We start from the raw sequence: 22493 nt of genomic DNA on the forward strand, positions 1-22493 counted from the left end.
GGAGGTGGTCAGTCGTAGAGCGCGGCGAAGGTGTCTTTGAAGACCAGTTCGCCGAGTTCGCCGCCGCCGGTGGCTTCGGCGAGCCGGGCGTACTCGCCCGTGAAGTCGCCCCACGGCTGGTCGCTGGCGAAGAGCACCCGGTCGTGGCCGATGCCCCGGCGCTCGATCTCCTGGGCCAGCCAGCGGGGAGTGAAGCCGATGGCCCAGGAGAGATCGGTGTAGACGCGCTTGCCGGCGCTGATCCAGTCGAAGAACCGCGAGCCGGCAAGCTTGATGTGGCCGCTCATCCCGCCGCCGAAGTGCACGAGATGGACGGGGACCTGGCCGGCGTACCAGTCCACCAAATGGCCGACCTCGTCGATGTCGGAAGCGGCACCGGGCGAGGTGTGGACGTGGACGACGAGATTGCCGCGCTCGGCCTCCTGGAAGATGCGGTCCAGCATCGGGCGGCAGGCCGGGTCGGTGGGGCGCCCGCCGAGCAGGAAGCTGAGTTTCAGCGCTTTCACGCCCCGTTCGCCGGCCAGAGCCAGCGCCTGTGCGGTGAGGTGTTCGTCCTCGGGGCGCGGGGAGACCCACAGTCCTGCCCGGATCCGGTCGTCGCTCTGGGCGGCCTCGACCGCCAACTCGTTGAAGGAGAAGGCGATGCCGGGGTCGGGTACGCCGTAGTTGGGGATGACCAGGGCGCGTTCGGTGCCCTCCGCGTCCAGGTCGGCGATCAGTTGCCTGACGGTGGCGCGGGCGGTGGTGTCGGGGTTCACGGGCGGACCGCCGTAGAAGGGATGGGCGGGCAGGACGCCGATGTGGCGGTGTGCGTCGTAGACCATGGTGATGGGTCCTTAAAGCCTGCTCAGCCGATCGGGAGCGCGGAGGCGAGTTCGCCGGGGGCGCCCGTGAGGGTGCCGCAGACGTCGGCCGTTCGGCGTGAGGCGTCGATGTGGTTCGCGAGGAACTCGGCGTCCCTGCCCACCGCCTCGAAGCGACCGGAGCCCCACGAGTACTGCCAGGGCAGGCCCAGGAAGTACAGGCCGGGCGTGCTGGTGGCACCGCGCCAGTGCATGGGGTAGCCGCGGCCGTCGAAGACGGGTATCTCGACCCACCGGTGGTCGCGGGTGAAGCCGGTCGACCAGATGACGGAGGTGATGCCGGAGGCCTTGAGGTCCAGTGCGGCCGGCTGCTCGGAGGGCTCCCACACCGGTATGTACCGGGGCTCGACGGGGGCGTTGACCCTCCGCGCGGTGATGTGGGCGTCGATGCTGTCCTTGATGCCCTCGGCCACCGCGTCCGCCCGGTCGAGGTTGACCTTCAGGTCGTCGGCGAAGTCCAGCCGCACACCGTCGATGCCGGTCAGCCGTCCGTACAGACGCATCCCGTCCCGGGCGAAGGCACGCAGGTCGATGTCACGGCCTCCGTCCCGCCCGGTCACGTAGTGGTTGACCCTCATCCGGACGGCACCGGCGTCGTCGAACTCGTCGATACCACGGGCGTAGTAGCCCATCTCGTCCAGCCAGGCGACGCAGTCCCGGCCACGGTAGAAGCGGGCCACCCGGGGCGCGCTGCCGACGGCCAGATGGACCTGCCGGCCGGCCAGGTGCAGGTCCTCGGCGATCTGACAGCCGGACTGTCCCGTGCCGACCACCAGGACCGCCCCGTCGGGGAGCTGTTCCGGGTTCCGGTACCGGGAGGAGTGGATCTGCTCGACACCGGCGGGCAGCCGCTCGGCCATCCGGGGGACGGACGGGGTGTGGTACGGCCCGGTGGCCACGACCACCTGGTCGGCTGTGAACTTCCCTTCGGTGGTGGCGAGTTCGAAGACGCCATCGGCGCCCCGGCGCAGTCCGGTGACGGCGAGGCCTTCCACCAGCGGGGGCCGGGAGAAGGCGACGTACTCCTCCAGGTACCGGATGATCTCGTCGCGGACCATGAAGCCGTCGGGGTCGTCCCCCTGGTAGGGGTAACCGGGCAGTTTGCACTGCCAGTTGGGGGTCACCAGGCAGAACGAGTCCCAGCGGCGCTCGCGCCACTCGTGGCCGGCCCTGTCGCGCTCGACGACGATGTGCTCGATGCCGCGCTCGCGCAGGCAGTAGCTGACCGACAGGCCGGCCTGACCGCCGCCGACGACCGCCACCGGGTAGTGGGCCCCGACCGGCCGCCGGGCACTCACCGTGTGCTCCCGTCGGCGTTGTGCAGGGCTTCGACGGTCACCTTGGCCCCGCCGAGGGAGGCGTACGCGGCCGCGGTCTCCTCGATGAGCGCCAGTTGTCCGGACGCCCTCGTGCACGCGAACCCGTACTTCTCGCGCACCCTGTCGCTTGCGATACGCAGCGCCGTCCGGCTCCGCTCCACGAAGTCGTCGAGTTCGTACACGCCACCAGTGGCAAGGTAGTCCTCGATTACTGTGGAGGGTGAGTAGCAGCGCTGGGTCTCTCCGCCGGGCCAGCGCACATGGAAATACAGCTCAGGCATGAAGTCCTCCATGCGGGGCGCCGAGGTCTTGACACCTCGCCGCTGCTTGTGAAGACCATTTCAGCCAGCGGGAATTACCGAACGAGGTCATCCGGAATAAAGCGGAGTTACGGAGTCCTCACGGGAGTGGTGCCCGGCCTGGAGGCCACCGGGGCGACCGCCTCGGTCACCCTGAACTCGTTCTCGTCCGGACCGTATCGAGATCGCCGGCCTGTTCAGCCGGTTCGCTCGCTTCCACGGCTGCGGCGGTCTGCTGCGGAACCGGTGGATCACTTCATCGAGATCGAGGTGTCCTGGTATTCGTTGGTGACGAGGGCATCGGCGGCGAGACCGCTCCGGACCGTGATGTGCTGCTTCTTGGCAACCGGCGCCATGTCGCTGATGAGCTGGGTGACGCGGTCGGCGTCGAAGCTGCCCACCACACCGTCGGTGCCGGCGGCCAGGATGCCGTTGTCCTTCATGAAGGTGACCGAGTAGGCGTTCTGAGCGGGTGTCAGTGTCGTCGGGCTCTTGGCGTCGGTCGCGTACTTCTCCATGGTCGCGTTCATCGGATCCGGATTCGTCGTGTAGCTGACAACGGCCTTCTGGATCATGGGCACGAGCGCCTTCAGACAGGAGTCGTACTTCGTCCTGTTCGCCGGTGTGACGGACAGGGAGTTCTCGTAGGTGGTGTAACCGCCGTCGGCGAGCGGGAGACTGCTGAGTGTCTTGCCCCACTGCTTGAGGTGCTCGAACCGGTACGTCGTGGCATCGGCGTAATCGATGATCATGTCCTTGCCGCCCGCGGTGATGAAGCGTCCCGGCGAGCCGTCGTAGCTGTAGTCGAGCTGGCCGGACTTGAGGCTGCCGTTCGCGACCAGGAGGTTGCTGGAGGCGTCCTCGCCGGCCTTGAGCACGGTGGCGCCGGTTTTGGCCACGTCGGCGATGGACTTCACGTCGGGGTACGTCGCGGGGTCGTAGATGATTGCCTTGGGGCTCTTCTGCAGGGTGGCGACGACCGCGATCACGGGCTGCTCGGCCGAGACCTCGATGGCATCGTCCGTACTGACCTCGCCGAGCAGGATCGAGGAGTCCTGGTACATACGCGCCATGACGGACTGGTTGCCGAGGAAGGGGCCGCCGGCCAGTACCGAGACGGTCACACCGCCGACCTCGCCGCTGTAGGTGCCCTGACTGGTGTCGACCGTCCCGTTCGGTCCGACGAGCTGATAGAGCGGGCCCTTGGACGGCTGCGGGTACCAGCTCGACTGGATCTTCACGGTGCTCGGGCAGATGCCGGCCAGCGGTCCGCTGCCGGTGGCCGCGGTGCTCGCGGGAGCGCTCGTGTCGCTTTCGCAGGCGGCGAGCAGCATGATTCCCGCCGAGGCGACCGCGAGAGGCGTGGATCGCCGGAGTCTGCGGGCGGTGCGGGCAGTGGTGTGCATGTTCTCTCCAGTGTGGCGAGGGGGAGCGGTGTGGTCGGTCAGTCGTCCGAGCGCGTCGCGGTCGACGTCTCCCACCGGCCGATGGTGAGCCTGCGGACGAGTCCGACCGCCCAGAACACCGCGAGACCGAAGGTGCAGGTGACGATCAGCGCCGCGTAAAGCCGTTCGGACTGCAGGTTGGCCGAATAGTTCTGCAGGAGGCCGCCGATACCGGGCTGCCCCTGCCGGATGAAGAAGTCGGTGACGATGGAGGCGATCACCGACAGTCCCGCCGAGATCCGCAGCCCGGTGAAGATCGCCGGCCGGGCGCCGGGGAGCCGCAGGCGGACGAGCCGGACCAGACGCGACCGGTTGTGCAGTCGCACCAGGTCGTGCAGGGCGGCGTCACCGGACTGTAGTCCGAACAGCGCGTTGGTGGTGATGGGGAAGAGCGAGACCAGCGTCGCCACGATGATCCGGCTCTGCTCGTTGAATCCGAACCAGAAGCCGATCAGCGGCACGAGTGCCAGGAACGGGATGGTCTGGAGCGCGACGGCGAACGGGTAGAACGACCGCTCGATCCAGCGGGCCTCGCTCATCGCGATGGCGAAGACCAGGCCGATGACGGTGGAGAGCGCGAAGGCGACCAGCGCGACGGTGCCGCTCGACAGGAGCCCCTGGAGGATTTCCCTGAGGTTGATCCAGTCGAGGAAGCCGACCTTCACGACCTCGTGCGGTGGGGGAAGGATGAAGCGCTGTGACCGGCTGAGGCCGAAGTACGCCAGCAGGTACCAGATTCCGATGGCGGCCGCGCCCACCAGGGCGGGTGGCCCGGTGACGGCGAGGACGTTGCCGGCGCGGGTCCGGCGTCGCTTGGTGGAGGGAAGGATGACCTGGGGTTTCTTCAGGATGCCGGCGGCGGACTCGGCGGGGGGTGTCGCCGGGACGCGGGAGGTGGCGGTCATGCGCTCGCTCCTCGCAGGCACTCGGAGACCTCGTGGGCGATGGCGCCGAACTCCTCGCTGTAGCGCAGGTGTGGAGACCTGGGGTAGTCGAAAGGGACGTCGAACTCGCCGATCACGCGTCCGGGGCGGGGCGCCATCACGACGACGCGCGACGAGAGGTATACGGCCTCGGCGATGGAGTGGGTCACGAAGACGGCCGTGAACCGCCGTTGCGTGTACAGCTTCAGCACCTCGTCGTTGAGCCGCTCGCGGGTGATCGCGTCGAGCGCGCCGAACGGCTCGTCGAACATGAACGGGTTGGGGTTCAGCGTGAGCGAGCGGGCCAGCGAGACGCGCATCCTCATGCCACCGGACAGCGTCTTGGGGAAGTTGCCCTCGAACCCGCTGAGGCCGACGAGGTCGATGGCCTCCTGCGCGAGGAGGCGCCGACGGGCCTTTGGCAGACCCTCCAACTGGGCGAGTAGCTCGACGTTGTGCGCGACCGTCCGCCATGGCATGAGCGTGGCGTCCTGGAAGATGTAGCCGAGCGAGTCGAACCGGGTCTCGACGCGGCCCTCGCTGATCGGGCTGAGGCCAGCGGCGATCCGCAGCAGGGTCGACTTGCCGCAGCCTGACGGTCCGACGAGCGAGACGAACTCTCCCGGCCTGATGGAGAGGTCGAGGTCGCTCAGGGCCACGGTGCCGTCGGCGAACCGCTTCGTGAGTCCTGAGAACTTCACGATCGGCCCGAGGGACTCGTCGAGCGAGGCCGGAGTCCCGTCGGCCCGGTGCTGTCCCACCGGTCCCCGCCCGTCTTCTGTCGTGTCCATCGGCAGGATGTTCGTCATACGTCGTCTCCGCCTCTGCTGGTACGCGGCCTGGGTCCCCGCTTTGTCTGATGAATTTTGTATCCCAACCCCGGGGAAGGGTTTCTGCGGCGTAAATCTGCGGTAACTGCTGAATCTGCGGTAACTGCTGTAGGAGCGGCGCGCGGCGCCCGGTCCGGCGGGGTTTCAGGATTCCGCCAGCGGTCGGAACGCGAACAGGACGCCGTCGTCGGACCACGGTCGGCCGGCGCCGTCGAAGCGGTGCACGGCCACCAGCCAAGAGCGGTCGGCCGCCCAGACCAGCGACACGAGGGTGAATTCGGCGGCGGCGAAGGCGGTCAGGACATCGCCGGCGTCGCCGACGGAGCCGCCGTACGTCGTCCAGATCACCGACCCGGCGGGCGCGACGAGTTCGTTGAGGCGGCTGATCGTGTGCCGGGCGGCCTTGCGGTCGATGTTCGCGAAGACCCCGCACATCAGGAGCAGTTCGGCCGGGACGTGACCGGCGTACGACGCCGCCGCGCCGGCGTCCGCCACGACGACGTCGACCGAGGTGAGAGCGGTGCTGCCGAGCGCACCATGCAGGAACGAGGCGTTCAGCGGGTCGAGTTCGATCAACAGCGCATCGATGTCGGGACCGCGGGGATGGCTGATGAGGACGGGAAGGAGGTCCCGCGCCTGCCCGGCGCAGGCGCTCACCGCCGTGAGACGCCCCGGTGGCGCGGTGTCCAGAGCGGCGGAGATCGCTTCCTGCACCTGCTCAAGACGGTCGGTTTCGGGCGTGCGGAGCTGATCGTACGGTGCGTGCCACGCGTACCAGTCGTAGTTGGTGAGCGGCATGGGGTTCAGGTCCGTTCTGTGGCGAGCCCGAGGCGCTGTAGCCGGTCGTGGGCCGTCCCGGGGATCACGAACGCGAGCTGCCGCGTGTTGAGGGAGGCCATCGAGGTGATCTGCTTTGTCGCGGCGTGTTCCTGCTCGAAGTCGGCCATCGAGGCGAATGAGGCCTCCAGGACCAGGTGGTGCAGACCGCCGAAGGCCGGTGCCCAGATCGCGTACGGCGTCAGCCCGGCCGCGAGCAGCAGCGTGTTCTTCTCCTCCTGCAACCGGGTGAAGGCGGGCAGGGTGCCGAACGCGAGGTTGCGCAGGATCTGGTGGCGGTAGGTCATCGTCGTCATGGTCCGGTCGCTTTCAGGGAGTTCGGGAGAAGGGGTCACGGCGTCTCCAGGTGGGGCACGGCGACCCAGCCCTGGTCGAACGGCGTGGTGAAGAAGTTGCGGACGCGCATGTGGGCGATGAGCCATCGTCCGTCCACCCGGGCGAAGTCGTTGTCGTAGGAACCGGCGATCCAGAGCGGCTGGTTCCCGCGGTAGGTGCAGGCCTGGAAGTACATGAACTGTCCGCGGGCCGTGTCGCCGGACACCTCCACCGCGGGGTTGGTGACGAAGTGTGCCGAGAACGGCATGCGTTCGACATTGCGGTCGAACTTGGTGACGAGCGCCAGTCGCCCGGCGGCGGCCCATCCCGGGTTCCCGTGCGGTCCGACGCTTTGCCAGCGCCCGTCCTCGGTGAACAGCGCGGCGACCTTGGCTCCTTTGTCCTGGCCGGCGTCGGTGGCCGCCATGTAACCGACCATGAGGGCGTTGATCTCGGCGCGGGATTCGAGCAGGTCGAGCCGGGCGAGGACGGCGGACAGATCGGGCGGGGTGGCGATGTCGGTCACAGCGTGTCCAGTGCCTTCTGATAACGCTCGACGAGCCAGGCGTTGAGCTGGGGGATGTTGGATTCCATCCAGGACAGGGGGCCGCGTGGGGCGTACCGTGAGCGGAGTCCCTGCTGGAGGGCCGCGGTCGTCACGGCGTCCTGATGGATCGCGAGCGACTTGCGGTCCAGGAACTTCTCGTAGGCCTCGGCGAAGCCCGGCTCCTCGACGGCGTGCTTGGGATAGAGATTGACCCGGCGCAGGTCCATCGAGCCCGGCCCGTTCGGATGGATCATCGCCAGTTGCACGAAGGTCGGCTGGAGGATCGAGAAGAGCATGGGCGGGATCGAGGCGAACATGACCCGCTTGCGCTGTTCATCGGTCAGGCCGGGGATGATGGATGTGGTCCGCCTGCCGTCGGTGCTGGCGAGACCGGCGTTCTCGTCGAGCAGATACGTGGGGTGCATGACCTGTCCGTCGCCGCGCTCGAAGTCGTAGAAGCGCGCGTTCTTGGCGGGAGCGGCCTCGTGCACGCCGCGGTGCACATAGCTCGTGTGGTACGGCTCCAGAGCGTTGTCGTGGTGGATCTTCCAGTTCCATTTCTGGTCCTCGAAGACGGAGGCCGGCATCGGGACCAGCTCTTCAAGACCGAACGTCGACAGCTCCTCGTCCATCCGTGCGACGGCCGGGGCCAGGGGGGCGGCGTCGTCGTCGAAGTTGATGAACACCAGGCCGTGGAAGATCTCGTGGCGGATCTGGGGGAGGCGGATCGTCTCGCGCAGGCGCTTGACGGGTACCGTCTCGGTCATGGACGGAGCCGCCGCCAGCCGGCCGTCGAGATCGAAGGCCCAGTTGTGGTACGGGCACTTCATGACCCGGCCGGAAACGCAGGGGGCCGCGGCGCTGCGGCCTTCGCCGGCGAGTCCGCCGAACAGCGGCTGGCCGCGGTGCCGGCACACCGCCGACATCACCCGGATGTGGCCGCCGAGGTCGCGCAGCATCACGATCGGCTCGTCGAGAATCGTCAGCGGTAGCTGGTCGCCGGGCTCGGGAACCTCGTTGACGTGACCGACACACAGCCACTCGCGGTGGAAGATGGCTTCCTTCTCGAACTCCCAGAAGTCCCGGCTCGTGTAGACGGCAGGGGGTAGGAGCCGTGCGGTGGCGACCGGATCGGTGGTGCGGTCGACGTCGGCCAGCACAGCCCGGGCCGCAGCCAGGGCGCGGTCACTGATCGGGGGTGTCGTGCTCATATGTCTCCTCGTCGCTGCCGAACCGGGCCGACCGTATCTTGTATCCAATAGTGGGCAGGGATTTCCTCGCTGCGGACTCGCGTCACGAGGGCGGAGCCAGTCCGCGGCCCGGTGACCGCCTCCCGGGCCCCGACGGCGGGAGATCCCGTGGGCCTGCCGGGGTCTGGCACCTGGCAAGCTTCTCCAGGGTGTCGATGACCGACCATGCGGTGATCTCCGACGTCCGTCCGCCCGAGCCGGGGGACACCGCGTTCTCGATGGCGAAGTCGTAGCGGCCGACGGGCGAGGACAGCTCGATCCGGTGCCGGGTGCGGGTCGCGTCCGGATCGGCGACGACAACGACTTCCACCGCGTCGAGGCCGGCCGTCGCGAGCGCCAGGGCGACGGAGGAGTTGGAGGTACGGGGATGGGCGAGGGCCGCCTCGCGCGCGGAGCCACGGAAGACCACATCGGGCCGGGTCGGGGTGACGATCATGCCGAGAGCCGCCGGACCCTTGGTGGTGGTGTGCCGCACGGAAACCCTGTCCACCGCACGGCCCACCGCGCGGTACGCCGCACCGAGGATGTCGAGACCGCCGATCGCCCCGGCCGGCACCATGACACCTGAGCCGAGCACAGTGCCGCGCCGCCGCAGATCGAACTCGACGCAACGATCGGCGAGGACACCGCAGGAGCAGAGCACGACCCGCCGTCCGGCGTCGAGCGCGCGGGGGAGTAGCGCGCGTGCCGCCTCGGCGGTGCTGGCCTCGACCAGGAGGTCGGCCGCCCGCAGAGCCCGGCCGATCACGGTGGCGCCGCTCGACGAGTCCAGCACAGCCACGAGTTCGCAGCCCGCGACCCGGCCGGCGCTGAGCTCGGCTGCGACACGTGCTCCGATCGTGCCCTTGCCGGCGACGGCGATCCGCCACGTCATGACGCGACCGCCGTCGTGTCCCACCGTGGATCGGCGGCTGCCGAAACGAGGTCCGCGCCGAGCCGGACCAGGGTGTGGGCCGACCGGGCACCGAGCGGCGGGATCTCGGCTCCTTCGCGCAGGACACCGCGCTCGGAGATCTCCCACTTCGGCGCCGTCACGGCGTCGCCCAGCCGCGCCGGGCCGTCGAGCAGATCGGGGTGGGTCAGCCGATCGATGACCTGGACATTCCAGGGGACCTGCCGAGCGCCACCGGGCGTGGCCCCGAGGACCCACGACTGCGCCGCGTCCTTCAAGGCCCAGGCGTGGAGCGTCGTGAGGGGCCGCCGGCCCGGGCGGGGTGCGTTGGGATGGCCCGGCTCGAAGGTGAAACCCCGTCCAGCGCGATTGGCCAGGACGAGGTCGTCGCCCGGAAGGACCAAACCGCTGCCGTACTGCGGGAACGAGTTGGAGTGGACGATCACCACGGCGTTGCCGTCCGCGTCGGCGGCCGACACGGTCGAGGTCCCCTCGGCCGCCGGCGCTGGGTGGAGCCCGCCCCGGGCCAGGACGGCGAGAGCCTGCGTCACCGCGTCCGGCGAGGTGGGAGCACCGCGATCGATGCGGTGCTCGCGGTCGAACGTCCGAGTGAGGGCGATCCCGTAGCTCGGGCCGTTGGTTGCCCAGATGCGGCCACGCTCCGACTCCACGCTGTGCGCGCGCTCCTCGATCACCTCGGCGGCGCCGAGGTCGTCGAGGTCCAGGACGCCCCCGTGCTCCTGTACGTAGTCGGCCAGGCGCCGGCCGAGCCCGCCGGCGAACAGGTCCGGCCCGTCGCGGACGAACCGCTCCAGCACCCCCGCGAGACCGGGCATCCGTACGGCCTCGCCCTCGGCGAGGGGTCCCGCGGCCGGGAAGCACCGGCCGCCGCCGGGCTGGTAGCGCGTCAGCGTCGGGAGCGACTCCCGGGTCAGCAGCACGTTCAGCCGCGACCAGGGGAAGCCCCGGCGCGCCAGCGCGACCGCAGGCGAGGCCAGGCGCTCCCGGGTCATCCTGCCGAGCGCCCCCAGGCGGGCGTATCCCGCCGGCGCACCGGGAACACCGACCGACAGCGGGCCGGTCGCGGGGACCTGCCAGCCGCGGGCCGCCGCGGCGGCGTAAAGGCCGGCCGGCGCGCTGCCCAGCGCGATGACGGAGACCGGCTCCTCATGGTCCGCGGTTACGTACAACGCCACGAGGTCGCCGGCGAGGCCGCACTTGGACGGCATCACGACGGTCTCGGCGAGGGCGGCTGCGAGGGCGGCGTCAAAGGCGTTGCCGCCGTCCAGCAGGGCAGCGAGCCCGATGCCGCTGGCCGTCGGTGAGCCTGCGGCCACCGCGCCGAGCGTCCCGGAAGCCACCGCGCGTCGCGCCATCGTCCGCAGGCTCATGTGTCCAACTGGCTGGGAGCGTAATGGCGCAGCTCGATCGTGTTGCCGTCAGGATCGTTGACGTACACGAGGTCGCCGGGCCCGCGCGCTCCCCAGCGGCGGAACGGGCCCTCGACCGTCTCGAAGACACCGGAGTCCCGCAGAGCGACGAAATCGGTCGCCTCCACCTCGATGGCGAAGTGGGAGACGTTCGTGCCAGTGGCCTCGGCGCGTGCGTCGAGGTCGATGATCGTGCCCGGGCACACCTCGACCGAGGGGAAAGGCACCGTTCCGGCGCGGAACTCATCAAGCCGGTGCACCAGGAAGCCGAACTTCTCGACGTACCAGGCCACGGAGGCTTCGGGATCCTTCACGCGCAGCACGATGTGGTCCAGCCGTTTCGCGGACACGACGGCGCCCTCGCGGGCGGGGATGGAGGAATAAGCAATCGCCATGGATATTTTGTATCCAAAAGCCATCACGAATGGTGGCGGCTTGTGTTAAACCCGTGTGTCCAGGCGGCTGCGCCGGCCTCGGGCTAGCAACGCACGGATGCCCGGAGAAATCTTCCTCCGGGCATCCGCGGGCGACCTGGCGCCGGTCAGCCTTGAACCGCTTCGACAGGCTGGGGTCCGCCCTGGTTCGTGTGGCGCTGCTGGAGGTGGCGACGCATCAACAGCACCGCGAGCTCGGCGTCCCGGGCGAGTGCCGCCTGGATGATCGCCGCATGCTCGTCCCACGACTGGTTGACCGCCGCACTCTTGCCTCCCACCAGGTGATGCGCCTGGTTGCGCACCGAGCGCAGCGTGTCGGCCAGGAATCGTGAACCGCCACCGGACGCAAGCAGCTCGTGGAACTGGTCGTTCAGCGCGTTGAGTTTGTCGTGATCGGCGGCTGCCGCCGCGGAGTGCCCCTCCTCGAGCGCCACGCGCAGGGCGGCCAGCGTCGCCTCGTCGGCACGTTCCACCGTGTGCTGGACCGCGATCAACTCAAGCGCCAGACGGATCTCCCGGACGATGCGCAACTCGTCCCTGTCGAGTTGGACGACACGTACTCCACGGCGCGGAAGCGCTTCGAGCAGGCCCTCTGTCTCCAGCCGGCGGAACGCCTCGCGCACGGGGTGGCGAGAGACCCCGAGGCGCTCGGAGATCGTGGCCTCGCTCAGACGCTCGCCAGGGCGCAGGTGGCCGTCGAGGATGAGCCGGCGCATCTCATCGGTCGTCTCGTCACGGAGGGAACGATGACGAGATCCCACGGATGACATAGGTGACTCCTCGGCACACAGGGCTTTGAATACAAGATACAACCGAGGTTACCGTGTCCGAGCCGCCGACGGGGTGAGCTGACAGAGAGTCAGATGGGAATCATGAGAGGAACATCGACCATGGCTGCCCCCAGGAAGTACTCGTTGGAGTTGCGCGAGCGTGCCGTGCGGATGTACCGCGCCTCCGGAGGCATGCGCGGCTGGATCCGGCAGGCCGAGGCGGACGCCGGCGAGCGCGATGACCGCCCCACCACCGGTGAACGCTCCGAACCCGCCGCCCTGCGCGTCAAGGCGCACGTGCAGATTCGAGGACCACTGCACGGACGCCCTCGCGGAAGCCATCAAGGCCAAACGGGACGGGCACGCACTTCCCGAGGCCCCGGAGCCGGAAAAACCCTCGGGGCAGGTTGTTGATCTGATGTCCGCGCCGGAGGCATCCGTGAAGAAGGCCGGGGCCTCCCGCGGTGAAACCTGACGTCCCACGGACCGCACCTCATGTACGTCATGTCAATGAGGTGCGGTCCGTGGGACGTCCCCCCTTTGCTCTCCCAGCAACCTATGGCGTCTTCTCAAGGAGTTTCGCCGGCGAGGGCGCGGTGGAGGCCACCGACGCCAAAGTGCGTGACCCGGCGACAAGGCCGGCAGGCCGGAGGCCGGGATCTCAAGTACGCCGGACGTGACCATCACGCCGAACGGCGCATGGCTGATGGCGTTGGTTATGTCCTTCCCGCTGGAGAGGGGAGGCGAGTTATCGGGTGTTCCCGGAGCGGTCCGCCGGGGCCGGTCCGGTCGTGCGCCCGACGACCAACTTGCCGCGCAGCAGGATTCCGCCTGTCTCCACGTGGCTGTCGCGGGCCGTCCACCAGCGTGACTGCAGTGAATTTGAGCCTCCACCAGATGGACCCGAAGGCACAGAAGACGTGTTCGGGTGCGGACAGCATCCCCGGGAGTGAACGAATCCCCCCAAGTGTGTAACTAGTTTCACCACATTGCCGGCGGTTCCGCAACAGGCCATGCCATGCGGGAGTCTTCGATGCTGCCCCAGTGCTCACCGTGGAGCGTGGTCGCGTCAACGCGGCAGGCCATGGGGTCCGAACTTCCGAACCTCGGCGTTCGGGCCTTCATTTCGAGGTCTCGGCGCAAGCTTACGAAGGTAACGCCCGGATAACGTTTCGAACCTCGATGAAACTAGTTACAGTCAAGTCTTGACGCCGTGGGCCCCGGCGTCGACATGATGAACAGCATGCGACGACAGCCGACGCCCGCGGCTGAGCCCACGGGTGACCAAAATTCGACTATGCGTGCCGAGCCCCCGCCGGCAGCACCGGACCTGGCCATCGACATCTCGACACAGCACGGCTCTGCGACACCGGCGCAGCCATGATCTTCATCAGCCGCGACCGTAATTTGGCCGGCAGCCTGGCCGACCGCATCCCTGTCATGAACGGAGGTGGTCGTGTCATCGAAAGGGGCCTGCTTGCGTCGACGCCAGAACTGTTGAGCCCGCGCGTCGCACGGTTCGCCGGCGTCGACGAAAAGCATCGCCGACGCCACGCGCGCGGAGGTCTTCGGAGCTCCCGGCGGAGCAGGGGGCCTGGAGAAGCTTGCCGTGGCTGACGCGGTAGCTCTTCAGCCGCCGTACCCGTCATCCCCGCCGAACCGGAGCCGGAGTCAGGAGACACGACACCGCTGCACCCGCGTCCACGCCAGACACGGACAGGCACGTCACCGAAATCCTCCTTGATGTGCGGGACCTCAGCGTGCGAGTCGGCTCGGTGGGACGAATTGGCCGCGCACCCCCCGCCGTTGAGGCTGGGGCAGCATGACCAAGCGCCAGCAGCCCCTGGTGGCCACCCAATGGTGGATCTCTACCTTCCCCGGCGCCGCGCTGCTGTTCATCCTCGTCCTCGTCGATCTCGTGGGTGAGCAGATCCACGACCGACTTGATCCGCGCCTCAAGCGCTTCTGCCTCACCTCGCGAAAGGAATTCCATGCTCATCCTCAACCATGGCCTCATCGTCAACGGGGACGGACGAACGGCTCCCTTCACCGGTTCGGTCGTCATCGAAGGCAGCCGCATCGCCGCCGTCGGCCCGGGCAACTACACCGGCGGCATCGACGACACGGTCATCGGCCTCGAAGGTCGCCTGGTCATGCCAGGAGCCATCGACCCGCACACCCATGCCGTTGCCCCGGGCCCCCGATTTGCTAGCGGCACGCCTGGCGTCTCGCTGGAAGAGGTCCTGGGTAACCTGCGGAGGCACCTCAGCCAGGGCCACACAACGGTCGTCGACCTCGACGGCTTCAAGGTGCCCGAGGAGACGGCACTGGCACAGGGACGCCAGCCCGTACGCATCGAGGCCGGCACAGTGCACTTCGCCCCGATGTTCGACGCTGCCGACGCCGCGGACGGCGCCGGACTGAACGACGTGCACCGCTCCATGACTGCACGAGAGATGGTCGATGCGGGCGCGGTCGTCATCGGTGAGGTCGGGGCCGGTATGACACTCGGTGGCGGCGGCCAGGACTACATGTACATTCCTGCCGCAGTCGAACAGACCACGGGCGTGAAGATCCTGCCGGCACAGGCAAAGGCCCTCAAATACGCCGTGCTGGGCCGGCATATCCGCCCGGGCAATCCCGACCGTGAGAAGATCGCCGAGCTCCTCCAGCAGCAAGGCCTGGCCGGTCTGATCACCATCGACAAGATGATCAAGCTGATCGAGGAGTCGGTGCTTCCGAGCTTCCAGGTCGCGCTCGACGGGCTGGTGGCATCGGCCAACCTCGCGGTCGAACTCGGCGTCCCGACGCTGGTACACAACTCGGCCCCGTCGGACGAGGCCGCCCGAGAGGCCGCGAGCATCGCCAAGGAACTGTTCATCGGCGGCCACACGAACCACGGAACGTTCAGCGCCGAAGAAGCGGTTGAGAACGCGCGCTGGATCCGGGAACAAGGCGGCTTCGTCGAGATCGACACCTTTGACGCGTGGGGACGGAAGGAACTGCACGCTACCCCCGAGCACCTGATCGCACTGATGCAGGAGGGCCTGGTCGACATCATGGCGACGGACTACGCCGCCGGACACTGGGACGGCATGTTCGAGATGGTCGATGCGGTCGCCCGCGTGGGCCTCGTGCCGCTGGAGCAAGCCGTAGCCATGGCCACGGGCAACGTCGGCAAGGCGTTGCCCCGGGTGGGCGCCGACCGCGGTCAGCTGAAGGCTGGCCAGCTCGCCGACGTCGTCGTATCGGCGGCCGCCAGCCCGGCCGACGTGCAACTCGTTGTCATCGACGGAGAAGTCGCGCTCACCCGTGTCGACTTCGCGGTGCCGACGGTAGCGGCGTGATCACCGACGGGGCAACACACCAACTGCTGGAGCGGTGCCAGGCGATGGCGGGCACAGCGCTGCCCGAGGAGGTGCGACGGCGCGCACGGCACTGCCTGCTCGACCACCTCACCTGCAGCCTCGTCGGCGCCCAACTGGACTACGTGCAGCCCAGCTTCACTGCCACAGCACCGCTCAGTGGACAACCCGAGGCGACTACCGCAGACGGCCGCCGGCGCTCCGCGTTTACCACGGCCTATCTCAACGGCGAGTCCGCCAACGCACTCGACTACGACGACACCCTGTTGGGCCACCCCGGCGCCCCCATCATCGCCGCGGCCCTCGCGGTCGGTGAGCGGGCGGGTGCCACACTCGACGACCTCATCACGGCCATCGTCGTCGGCTACGAGACGCACTGGCTGCTCGCCCGGGCGGCATCGCCGTCGCAGGCCCGAGCAGGAAAGGTGCGCGGGGACGGGGTATTTGACGCCATCGCCGCCTCGCTCGCGGCGGCCGCAGTCACCGACGCATCAGCTCAACGGCTAGGCCGCGTCATGGGAGTTGCCGGAGCACAGTCCTGCGTCCCGTACGTCGCCAAGTGGTACGAGAGGCCGGTGCCCAGCGTGAAGAACAATGCGGGATGGAACGCAGCCGCAGCCGTCCTCGCGGTCGACCTGGCCGACTCCGGCGCAGTGGGCCTGCCCGACGTCCTCGACGGGCCGGCCGGGTTCTGGCTGATGGCAGGCAGCGACCGTTGGCGCTGGGACGACACGCTGGCGGAAACCGTGGAACCCGCGATCCTGCGGACCGGCTTCAAGCGATTCCCGGCATGCTGGCACACCCAGCAGTATCTGGCCGTACTCGCATCCGTACTGCAACACATTCCCGAGGGCCGCGCCATCAGGCACATACAGGTAGCTGGCCCACAAGACCTGCAAAAGTTCGCCGAGACACGGATCACCGGGCCCGCCGACGTCGCGTTCAGCATCCCCACGCTGAGCGCCCTGCTCGCCGGCGGCGTCGAGCCCGGTCCGGCGTGGGTGCACCCAGACACTCTCGCATCCATCACGTCGCTGACACAGCGCGTGATGGTGTCCCACACTCAGCAAAGGTCTGTCACCGTAACCCTCGATGACGAGCAGTCACTGCGAGCCAATGTGCCCGAGGCAGACTTTGCTTACCCCCACCCGTTCGGCCTCACCGAACGTGAGGTACGGGACAAGTTCGACCGGCTCGTCTCACCGTTGCTCGGTGCAGACACTGCAGGGGCACTGCGGGAATCGGTGATCGACACCGACGGTTCGCAGAAGCTTTCGGAGATAACCGCAGCCATGCATCGATGAACAGCACGTCCGGGACGGCTCACTGCCATCCAAGCCGGTCCCGGAACGACAGATATGCGTGCTGTTGGGGAGGGAGCCCCGTCGCAACGACCTGTGTCGTTGCGACGGGGCCCCGACCAGATGGCTCCAGGGCGTGTCCGCAAACTCCCGTCCGGCTCACGCCCGCCGCGGAGCGGCTGATGACTCGTTGGCACGCGCGCTCTCCCCCGTAGCCCTTCGGGCACGGGAGGTGCTCCCCGCGTTGTCGGAGTCGTCCACGTACGTCCGGTCCATCTGCGGGGCCGATCCTCCGCGTTGCGATCGCACGCACCAACGGGACATCAGCCGCTGCCGCGGCTGGCGCGAGCCCCGCCCTTTCGGCCGGACGACGCTACTTTGCGGACACGCCCCAGTGCTGGGTTTCTCTTTCGCTGGGTATATGTCCTGGTGGCGGTGGTTCGGTTGCTCGGTGGCGGGTGCTGGACGGTGGTGTTACAGGCACGGCCGAGCTGTGACGCAAACGACGAACGGGTCGTACTTCAACTGTCACGAGCCCGCAAGGCTCCGCGTGATCTGGCGCCGCGGCCACGGATGGTTGAGCTGAGCCGGTCCGGACAGCGAGTGCCTGCCATCGCTGATGAGTTGAGATGCAGTGCCAAGGCGGTCCGCCGCTGGCTGAACCGCTTCAACCGCTCGGGGCGTGCGCTCGCGAGGGGAAGGCAGGCGCGGCAGCGGGCCGTGTCAGACGAACTACGGTCCCTGAACGAGCCGTTGCCGGCCGAGCAGGGACCGAAGTCGGTAGAGAGCCGGCCACGGGCCGGGCTGGCAGGCGTTGTGCGGGTTCCTGGACGTGGTGCACCCGCGCCCAGGGGGAGTAGGGGCAACTTGCCGCAGGAAGTCAGTTTCCTGTTCGGGCATGACCCGCGCACACGCCTACCACACACTGATCCCAGGTCCAGGCCGATACACCCTCCGCTGTTCGGGCGCGCGGATCCCGGTCTGGGTCATCCGCGCTCGCCACAGGATGTGCGGGCAATGAGCTCCGGCTGGAACGTCAACTGTGCCGACTCCGCGGGGCTTTCAACGATGAGTCCGGCCGCCTTCAGCCCCATCTGGTACGACGGTTGCGCGATGACAGTGATGCCGAGTGCCGGCGCCCAGGAGAAATCGTCCATCGTGAGGAATCCGATGTCATCCGGGATCATCAGTCCCCGGGCCATCAGTGCGGAGTGGACAGCTACGGTGCGCCGACCTGCAAAGCACACGATCGCGTCGGGAGCGCAGCGTTCCAGCAACACCTCAATCGCCGCGTCAACATCCTCATTGCCGGCCACGGCCACCACAGCCTCGTCAGGCAGCGGAAGACCTGCCTCGGCGAGCCCCCGCTGCAGCCCTTCGGTGCGCCCGCTTTGCGAGGGCCGTTTCCCGGAGGTGATCACACCCACGGTTCGCCGCCCGCAGGAGACCAGATGCTCCGCGACGAGCCGACCGGCCGCACGATTGTCCAAGGCAACCGAGTGCAGATTGGGCAGCGGACTCTGTACCGATCGTGCGACGACTACACAGGGAGTCCCCCGTGCGGCCATCCTGCGTGTTCGGTCATCAGTGGACACACTGGTGGTGACGATCAGCCCCCGCACTCGCTGCTCATCCATCGTCTGGACCTGGGCGACCTCGCGGTCGACATGGCGGAAAGTGTTGGAGAACATCACAAGGCTGCCGTTGGCGTCAGCGACCTCGTCGATCCCACGCATCAAGTCCAGGTAGAACGGACTGCTGAGATCGTCGATCAGCACCCCGATCGTGCTGGACTTCCCGGCGAAAATGCTCTTAGTCAGGGCGTTCGGCGTGTAATCCAGTCGGTTGGCCGCGTCCCACACCCTGGTTGCGGTGGCCCCTTTGACGGCGCCGCCGTTGAGCACCCGCGAAACCGTCGCCACTGACACCCCGGCGGCCGCCGCGACATCGCCAATGGTCGTTCGCTTTCCCATCCTGCACCCTCTCACTGCATCAATCAGGCGGCGGCCACATGCCATCGCGAACACCGCCCATGATGACGATGCGTACACGCCACCACTACTTCGGATCGGTCAACTCGGATTGGCGATCACGTCCGGTGCGACGCGCACCGCAACGGCAGCACCAGAATGGCATCGGCGACATGGGCGGTGCGACGCCAATCACTGGCAAGCACACCACTCTTGCCTCGGCGGTGCCGTTCCCGAGGGGCCGACCGCCAACCGCAACGGCGCGCCGCAGACCCGGGAGCCCATAACATCGACCTGCCTGGACATACGTGGATATTTTACTCGCTTATGTGAGGGCGAATTTCTGAGCGTGAACACCTGTCGCCCGCTTCGATCTGCGATCAGCTTCTGAAGGTACGGCAGGCGAACTCGTCATGTAATTAGTTTCAGATGGAACACGAGAGCGCGTGGAAAGTCAACGCCAGGCCGCGACGTGAATACGGAGGCCCTAACGGCACGGCCTGGCCGCACTTGACCACCGCTGGGCAAGAGGCCTCGGCCAGGGCGTGCCCAACACCGTAGACAGATACTTTTGACTCCTTCATGGGGCAGGACGCAAGTTGCCGCGGGCGCTGACGGTGAGCGCCCGCGGCTACGGCTGCGGATCTGGAAAACCGGACAGTTGCTGGGACTGCGGTCGTGGAGAGGACTCAGAAGGCAGGCTGTGGAGGGTGCCAGCGCGAGTCGCAGCGGCTGTCGGCGGCTGCCACGCGGGTCCAGTGGTGGGGGAGCGGCCTGGAGCTTTTCGAGATCACGTTGCTCATGACCGCCCCTTCCTCTACCTCTGGGAAGCCTTCTCGCCCTCGATGGCGTAGGGGTCGAAGCGAGGTACGCCGTCAGCGGCCTTGGCGATCACCCGCGCTGGACGGAAATCGTCGAGCAGCGAGGACTCCTGGCCTGTCGTAACCTCGTGGGCCGCGAGACGACCCATGAGGGCGCCCATCGTTACACCGCTGTGCATGGTCATGACGTACAGGCCCGGCACACCGTCCCAGAATCCGGCGACGGGCAGGCCATCAAGGGGGTACGGGCGGGTCGCGATCTGAACCCGCTCACTGCGCACGGCGGCGGCGTCAACGTCGGCGACTCCGTCCGCAGTCTGTGCGATCAGCTCCTGGATCGCCTCGTCGGGGAGGGTCCAGGTCGAATGATCGATCTGCGTGTCGCTCTTGCTCGACCGTATGACGAGACGGCCGCTGGTGTCGGGACGGACACTGAGGCCGGGGAGGTGAAGCATCGTCGTCAGGTTGGACGTCCCGGGCGAGGTCGTCACTGTGAGGCCAGGAGTGCCCGCGGTCACCACGTCGATGCCCTGCGTCTTCATGACATCGCCGATGCCGGCACCGGCCGCCAGCACGACAACGTCGGCGTCGAGCCGATCCCCGTTTTCGAGGACCACGCCGCAGACTCGATCGCCGTGGTCGATGAGGCCAACCACGTTCGATCCGTCACGGACGCTCGCACCGACATCCCTTGCGGCGCGTAGAAGGTCGTGAATGAGCAGCGGCACTGTGATGTGGCCTTCGCCCGGGTAGAACGCGGCCAGCTCGTACGCATCCTTCCTCCGGATGAGCGGGTCAATCCGGCCGAGCTCGCGAGGGGGCACCGGGATTGCGGCGTACCCGTAGAAGTTGAGCCGCTCAATCCGGTTCATGAGCTTCTGAGCGTCGGCGGCGTTGTCGACGACATCGACGTTGCCCTGCTTGTGCAGCCAGTCAGACTTGCCGAGGTCCCGTGCGACCGCATCCCATTCCGTCATCGAGATGACGTTGAGGTCGTGGTAGTTCCTCGGCTCCTTGCCGTGGGAGTTCAGCCAGGCGAAGCTCGCTGCGCTGGCGGCGTCGCCCGGGACGCCCTTGTCGACGACGGTGACATCGACGCCGCGCCGAGCGAGCTGGTAGGCCGTTGAGGCGCCGAGCACGCCCGCGCCTATCACGACTGCTTTCATTACAGTTTCTCCCTTGTCAGGTGGTGCCGACGCGAAGAGGGCCGTCGGCTGGTGAGTGCGCCCTGCCCTCGTCGATGAGGTCGAGTTGGATGTCCGGGTAGCGTTCGGGGCGATGTGATGACGGTGTCTGCCGCGAGCCCCGGTTTGAGTACGCAGCGCCGCGCATGGATCCGATGCGGGGTGGCGTAGGCGATGTCGCCAGCCGCCAGCGCGACTGACTGTTCATGGGCAGAGCGTCCGGGGCCGGCATGACTCCTCCTCTCACAAGTGCAACTAGTTACATCTGCGGCCGTGGGCCTTGTCCTGCCTGCGGGTCGATGTGGCGAGTTGGCAGCCGCTTCGCCAGGGATGAGCTTGATGTCCCCGAGCTGGTGTGGCCGTTGCGGCCCGCGGTCCGCCCCCACAGCTCAGAACTCGCGGCCGGCGGCAGCAGGTGGGCTCGGCGGATTGCATGCAGAGCTGTCCCGCGAGCCTGCCTATCTCGAATGTAACTAGTTACAGGATACCATGAGGAGCTTCTGGCTGCTCCGCTGAGACCGGCCATGGCCCCGTGGATCGCTGTGAAGGAGGATGACTTCAGTCAGGCCGCCGTCATGATCAGGTGCTTCGGCGCACCACTGGTCAGGTCCACGCTCTCGCTGGTGTCCTGCTACCGGGACGTGATCGACAGGGCTCGTAACCGCCGCAGTCGGGGTGCTGGTCCAGCGGGCCCGCAGAAGCCCGGACCGGGTACTGCGGATCGCGGCAACTGTGTGCTCGGACTGTGGCGCACCCGGTTCCTCTGATCCCGGGGCGACGGTTTGCGGTTGGTCGCACCCAGGTCGGGAGAGCCCTTCCTTCGATGCATGAGCATTGAGGCCCCAGGCATTGACTGCGGTGCGGGCGTGTGCTCTAGTTGTAACTAGTAACAGTAACTAGTTACATCAATACGTTCCCTACACGGAACGCTGCGCCTTGAGGTCGGGTCCACCCCTTCGACCGTCGCCGGCGGGATGCCTTCACGGATAGGGTAATAGGCGGCAGAACCACCTCATTCTGTCGTTGATCTGTCCGGTCGAACCGCGCCATTCATATGCGTCAGGACCTTCGGCGCAGGACGAACTGCAGGCATCTGTCACCTGGTTGGGCGGAGTTGGGCTCTCCAGGCGAACCTCAGTACCAGATCGGGCCCAACACCAGGGCCCCCTCCCAGAATTGAAGGAGGAGCGTGCATCATGCCTCCTTACGTCGCACAAAACCTGCCTGAGGTCCGAGTCGGGGTAGCAAATTTAGCCCCGCAGCGATTCGAAATGGGGACTCTAAGGGCGCCCGAAGTTGTCCCTCGGTCCTCGCGGAATGCTGGGGCTCGGCACGACCCTGATGCTGGTTCGAGCCTGGCTGCTTCGCGCACCGACACCCACAGCACACCCCTGCCGGCCATTGGGTCGCCCGCTTCGATCCGCGATCCTCTTTCTGAGGGCATCGAACACTTCTGGATGATCGGGCTTCGGTTCTGTACGGCGACCGGCCAAGAGGTCAGGCAGTACTACCTGGTCGAGAAGGCTCAGGACGATGACAGCGCTAGGGCGTGTTTGAGAAGTAGCGTCGTCCGCCCACTGGGCGGGGCCCACGGCGTCTGGTGCGTGCGATCGCAAGGCGGAGGATCATCCCCGTAGATGGACCGGACGTACTTGGATGACTCCGACAACGTGGCGAGCGTGCGTGCCAGGCGTCGTG

18 protein-coding genes and 1 pseudogene are annotated in these 22493 nt (G+C 67.6%); 3 read left to right on the forward strand and 16 right to left on the reverse strand.

Going from position 1 to position 22493, the window contains the following annotated elements; genetic code table 11:
• Positions 1 to 8: 8 nt before the first annotated feature.
• The 14 genes from OIE74_RS37815 to OIE74_RS37880 form a co-directional block, all read right to left on the reverse strand.
• Positions 9 to 824 (reverse strand): amidohydrolase family protein, encoded by an 816-nt coding sequence (locus OIE74_RS37815; protein WP_329392029.1) that lies wholly within the window; start codon positions 822 to 824, stop codon positions 9 to 11.
• A 23-nt stretch (positions 825 to 847) separates the two neighbouring features.
• Positions 848 to 2161, reverse strand: coding sequence for an MSMEG_0569 family flavin-dependent oxidoreductase (locus OIE74_RS37820; RefSeq protein ID WP_329392031.1), 1314 nt, complete (start codon positions 2159 to 2161; stop codon positions 848 to 850).
• On the reverse strand, positions 2158 to 2463 hold the full coding sequence (locus OIE74_RS37825) for an MSMEG_0570 family nitrogen starvation response protein (protein WP_329392032.1): 306 nt from the start codon (positions 2461 to 2463) through the stop codon (positions 2158 to 2160). The genes OIE74_RS37820 and OIE74_RS37825 overlap by 4 nt, the downstream gene beginning before the upstream one ends.
• A 269-nt stretch (positions 2464 to 2732) precedes the next feature.
• Entirely contained in the window at positions 2733 to 3887 is a 1155-nt protein-coding gene (locus OIE74_RS37830; protein WP_329392033.1) for a hypothetical protein, read from the reverse strand.
• Between the two features lie 38 nt (positions 3888 to 3925).
• Positions 3926 to 4831 (reverse strand): ABC transporter permease, encoded by a 906-nt coding sequence (locus OIE74_RS37835; RefSeq protein WP_329392034.1) that lies wholly within the window; start codon positions 4829 to 4831, stop codon positions 3926 to 3928.
• Positions 4828 to 5640 (reverse strand): ABC transporter ATP-binding protein, encoded by an 813-nt coding sequence (locus OIE74_RS37840; protein ID WP_329392035.1) that lies wholly within the window; start codon positions 5638 to 5640, stop codon positions 4828 to 4830. Before OIE74_RS37840 ends, OIE74_RS37835 begins: the two co-directional genes overlap by 4 nt.
• A gap of 183 nt (positions 5641 to 5823) precedes the next feature.
• Entirely contained in the window at positions 5824 to 6477 is a 654-nt protein-coding gene (locus OIE74_RS37845) for an SAM-dependent methyltransferase (protein WP_329392036.1), read from the reverse strand.
• Positions 6478 to 6482: 5 nt separating this feature from the next.
• Positions 6483 to 6851 carry a hypothetical protein gene (locus tag OIE74_RS37850; protein ID WP_329392037.1) on the reverse strand — a complete coding sequence of 123 codons (369 nt, stop codon included), beginning with the start codon at positions 6849 to 6851 and terminating at the stop codon, positions 6483 to 6485.
• Positions 6848 to 7357, reverse strand: coding sequence for a nuclear transport factor 2 family protein (locus tag OIE74_RS37855; RefSeq protein ID WP_329392038.1), 510 nt, complete (start codon positions 7355 to 7357; stop codon positions 6848 to 6850). Before OIE74_RS37855 ends, OIE74_RS37850 begins: the two co-directional genes overlap by 4 nt.
• Positions 7354 to 8589, reverse strand: a complete 1236-nt coding sequence (locus tag OIE74_RS37860; RefSeq protein ID WP_329392039.1) for an aromatic ring-hydroxylating oxygenase subunit alpha — start codon at positions 8587 to 8589, stop codon at positions 7354 to 7356. Before OIE74_RS37860 ends, OIE74_RS37855 begins: the two co-directional genes overlap by 4 nt.
• Positions 8590 to 8671: 82 nt before the next feature.
• A complete protein-coding gene (locus tag OIE74_RS37865) occupies positions 8672 to 9502 on the reverse strand; it encodes an aspartate dehydrogenase domain-containing protein (RefSeq protein ID WP_329392040.1) in 831 nt (276 codons plus the stop codon).
• Entirely contained in the window at positions 9499 to 10911 is a 1413-nt protein-coding gene (locus tag OIE74_RS37870) for a gamma-glutamyltransferase (RefSeq protein WP_329392041.1), read from the reverse strand. The genes OIE74_RS37865 and OIE74_RS37870 overlap by 4 nt, the downstream gene beginning before the upstream one ends.
• The gene (locus tag OIE74_RS37875) at positions 10908 to 11345 is read right to left on the reverse strand and encodes a VOC family protein (protein ID WP_329392042.1); all 438 of its coding nucleotides are present in this window, start codon (positions 11343 to 11345) and stop codon (positions 10908 to 10910) included. The genes OIE74_RS37870 and OIE74_RS37875 overlap by 4 nt, the downstream gene beginning before the upstream one ends.
• A 146-nt stretch (positions 11346 to 11491) precedes the next feature.
• Positions 11492 to 12154, reverse strand: a complete 663-nt coding sequence (locus tag OIE74_RS37880) for a GntR family transcriptional regulator (RefSeq protein WP_329392043.1) — start codon at positions 12152 to 12154, stop codon at positions 11492 to 11494.
• Positions 12155 to 14145: 1991 nt separating this feature from the next.
• Here OIE74_RS37880 and OIE74_RS37885 point away from each other — a divergent pair.
• From OIE74_RS37885 to OIE74_RS37895, 3 genes and pseudogenes are all read left to right on the forward strand, one after another.
• Positions 14146 to 15501, forward strand: a complete 1356-nt coding sequence (locus tag OIE74_RS37885; protein ID WP_329392044.1) for an amidohydrolase family protein — start codon at positions 14146 to 14148, stop codon at positions 15499 to 15501.
• Entirely contained in the window at positions 15498 to 16823 is a 1326-nt protein-coding gene (locus OIE74_RS37890; protein ID WP_329392045.1) for an MmgE/PrpD family protein, read from the forward strand. The genes OIE74_RS37885 and OIE74_RS37890 overlap by 4 nt, the downstream gene beginning before the upstream one ends.
• 570 nt (positions 16824 to 17393) lie before the next feature.
• Positions 17394 to 17492: pseudogene (locus OIE74_RS37895) on the forward strand (helix-turn-helix domain-containing protein); the annotation flags it as partial.
• 314 nt (positions 17493 to 17806) lie between these two features.
• Here the strand turns inward: OIE74_RS37895 and OIE74_RS37900 are convergent.
• A complete protein-coding gene (locus OIE74_RS37900) occupies positions 17807 to 18793 on the reverse strand; it encodes a LacI family DNA-binding transcriptional regulator (protein ID WP_329392047.1) in 987 nt (328 codons plus the stop codon).
• A gap of 814 nt (positions 18794 to 19607) precedes the next feature.
• The gene (locus OIE74_RS37905; RefSeq protein ID WP_329392049.1) at positions 19608 to 20777 is read right to left on the reverse strand and encodes an NAD(P)/FAD-dependent oxidoreductase; all 1170 of its coding nucleotides are present in this window, start codon (positions 20775 to 20777) and stop codon (positions 19608 to 19610) included.
• Positions 20778 to 22493 lie beyond the last annotated feature (1716 nt).

The sequence above is a fragment of the Streptomyces sp. NBC_01716 genome, assembly GCF_036248275.1.
Lineage (GTDB): Bacteria > Actinomycetota > Actinomycetes > Streptomycetales > Streptomycetaceae > Streptomyces.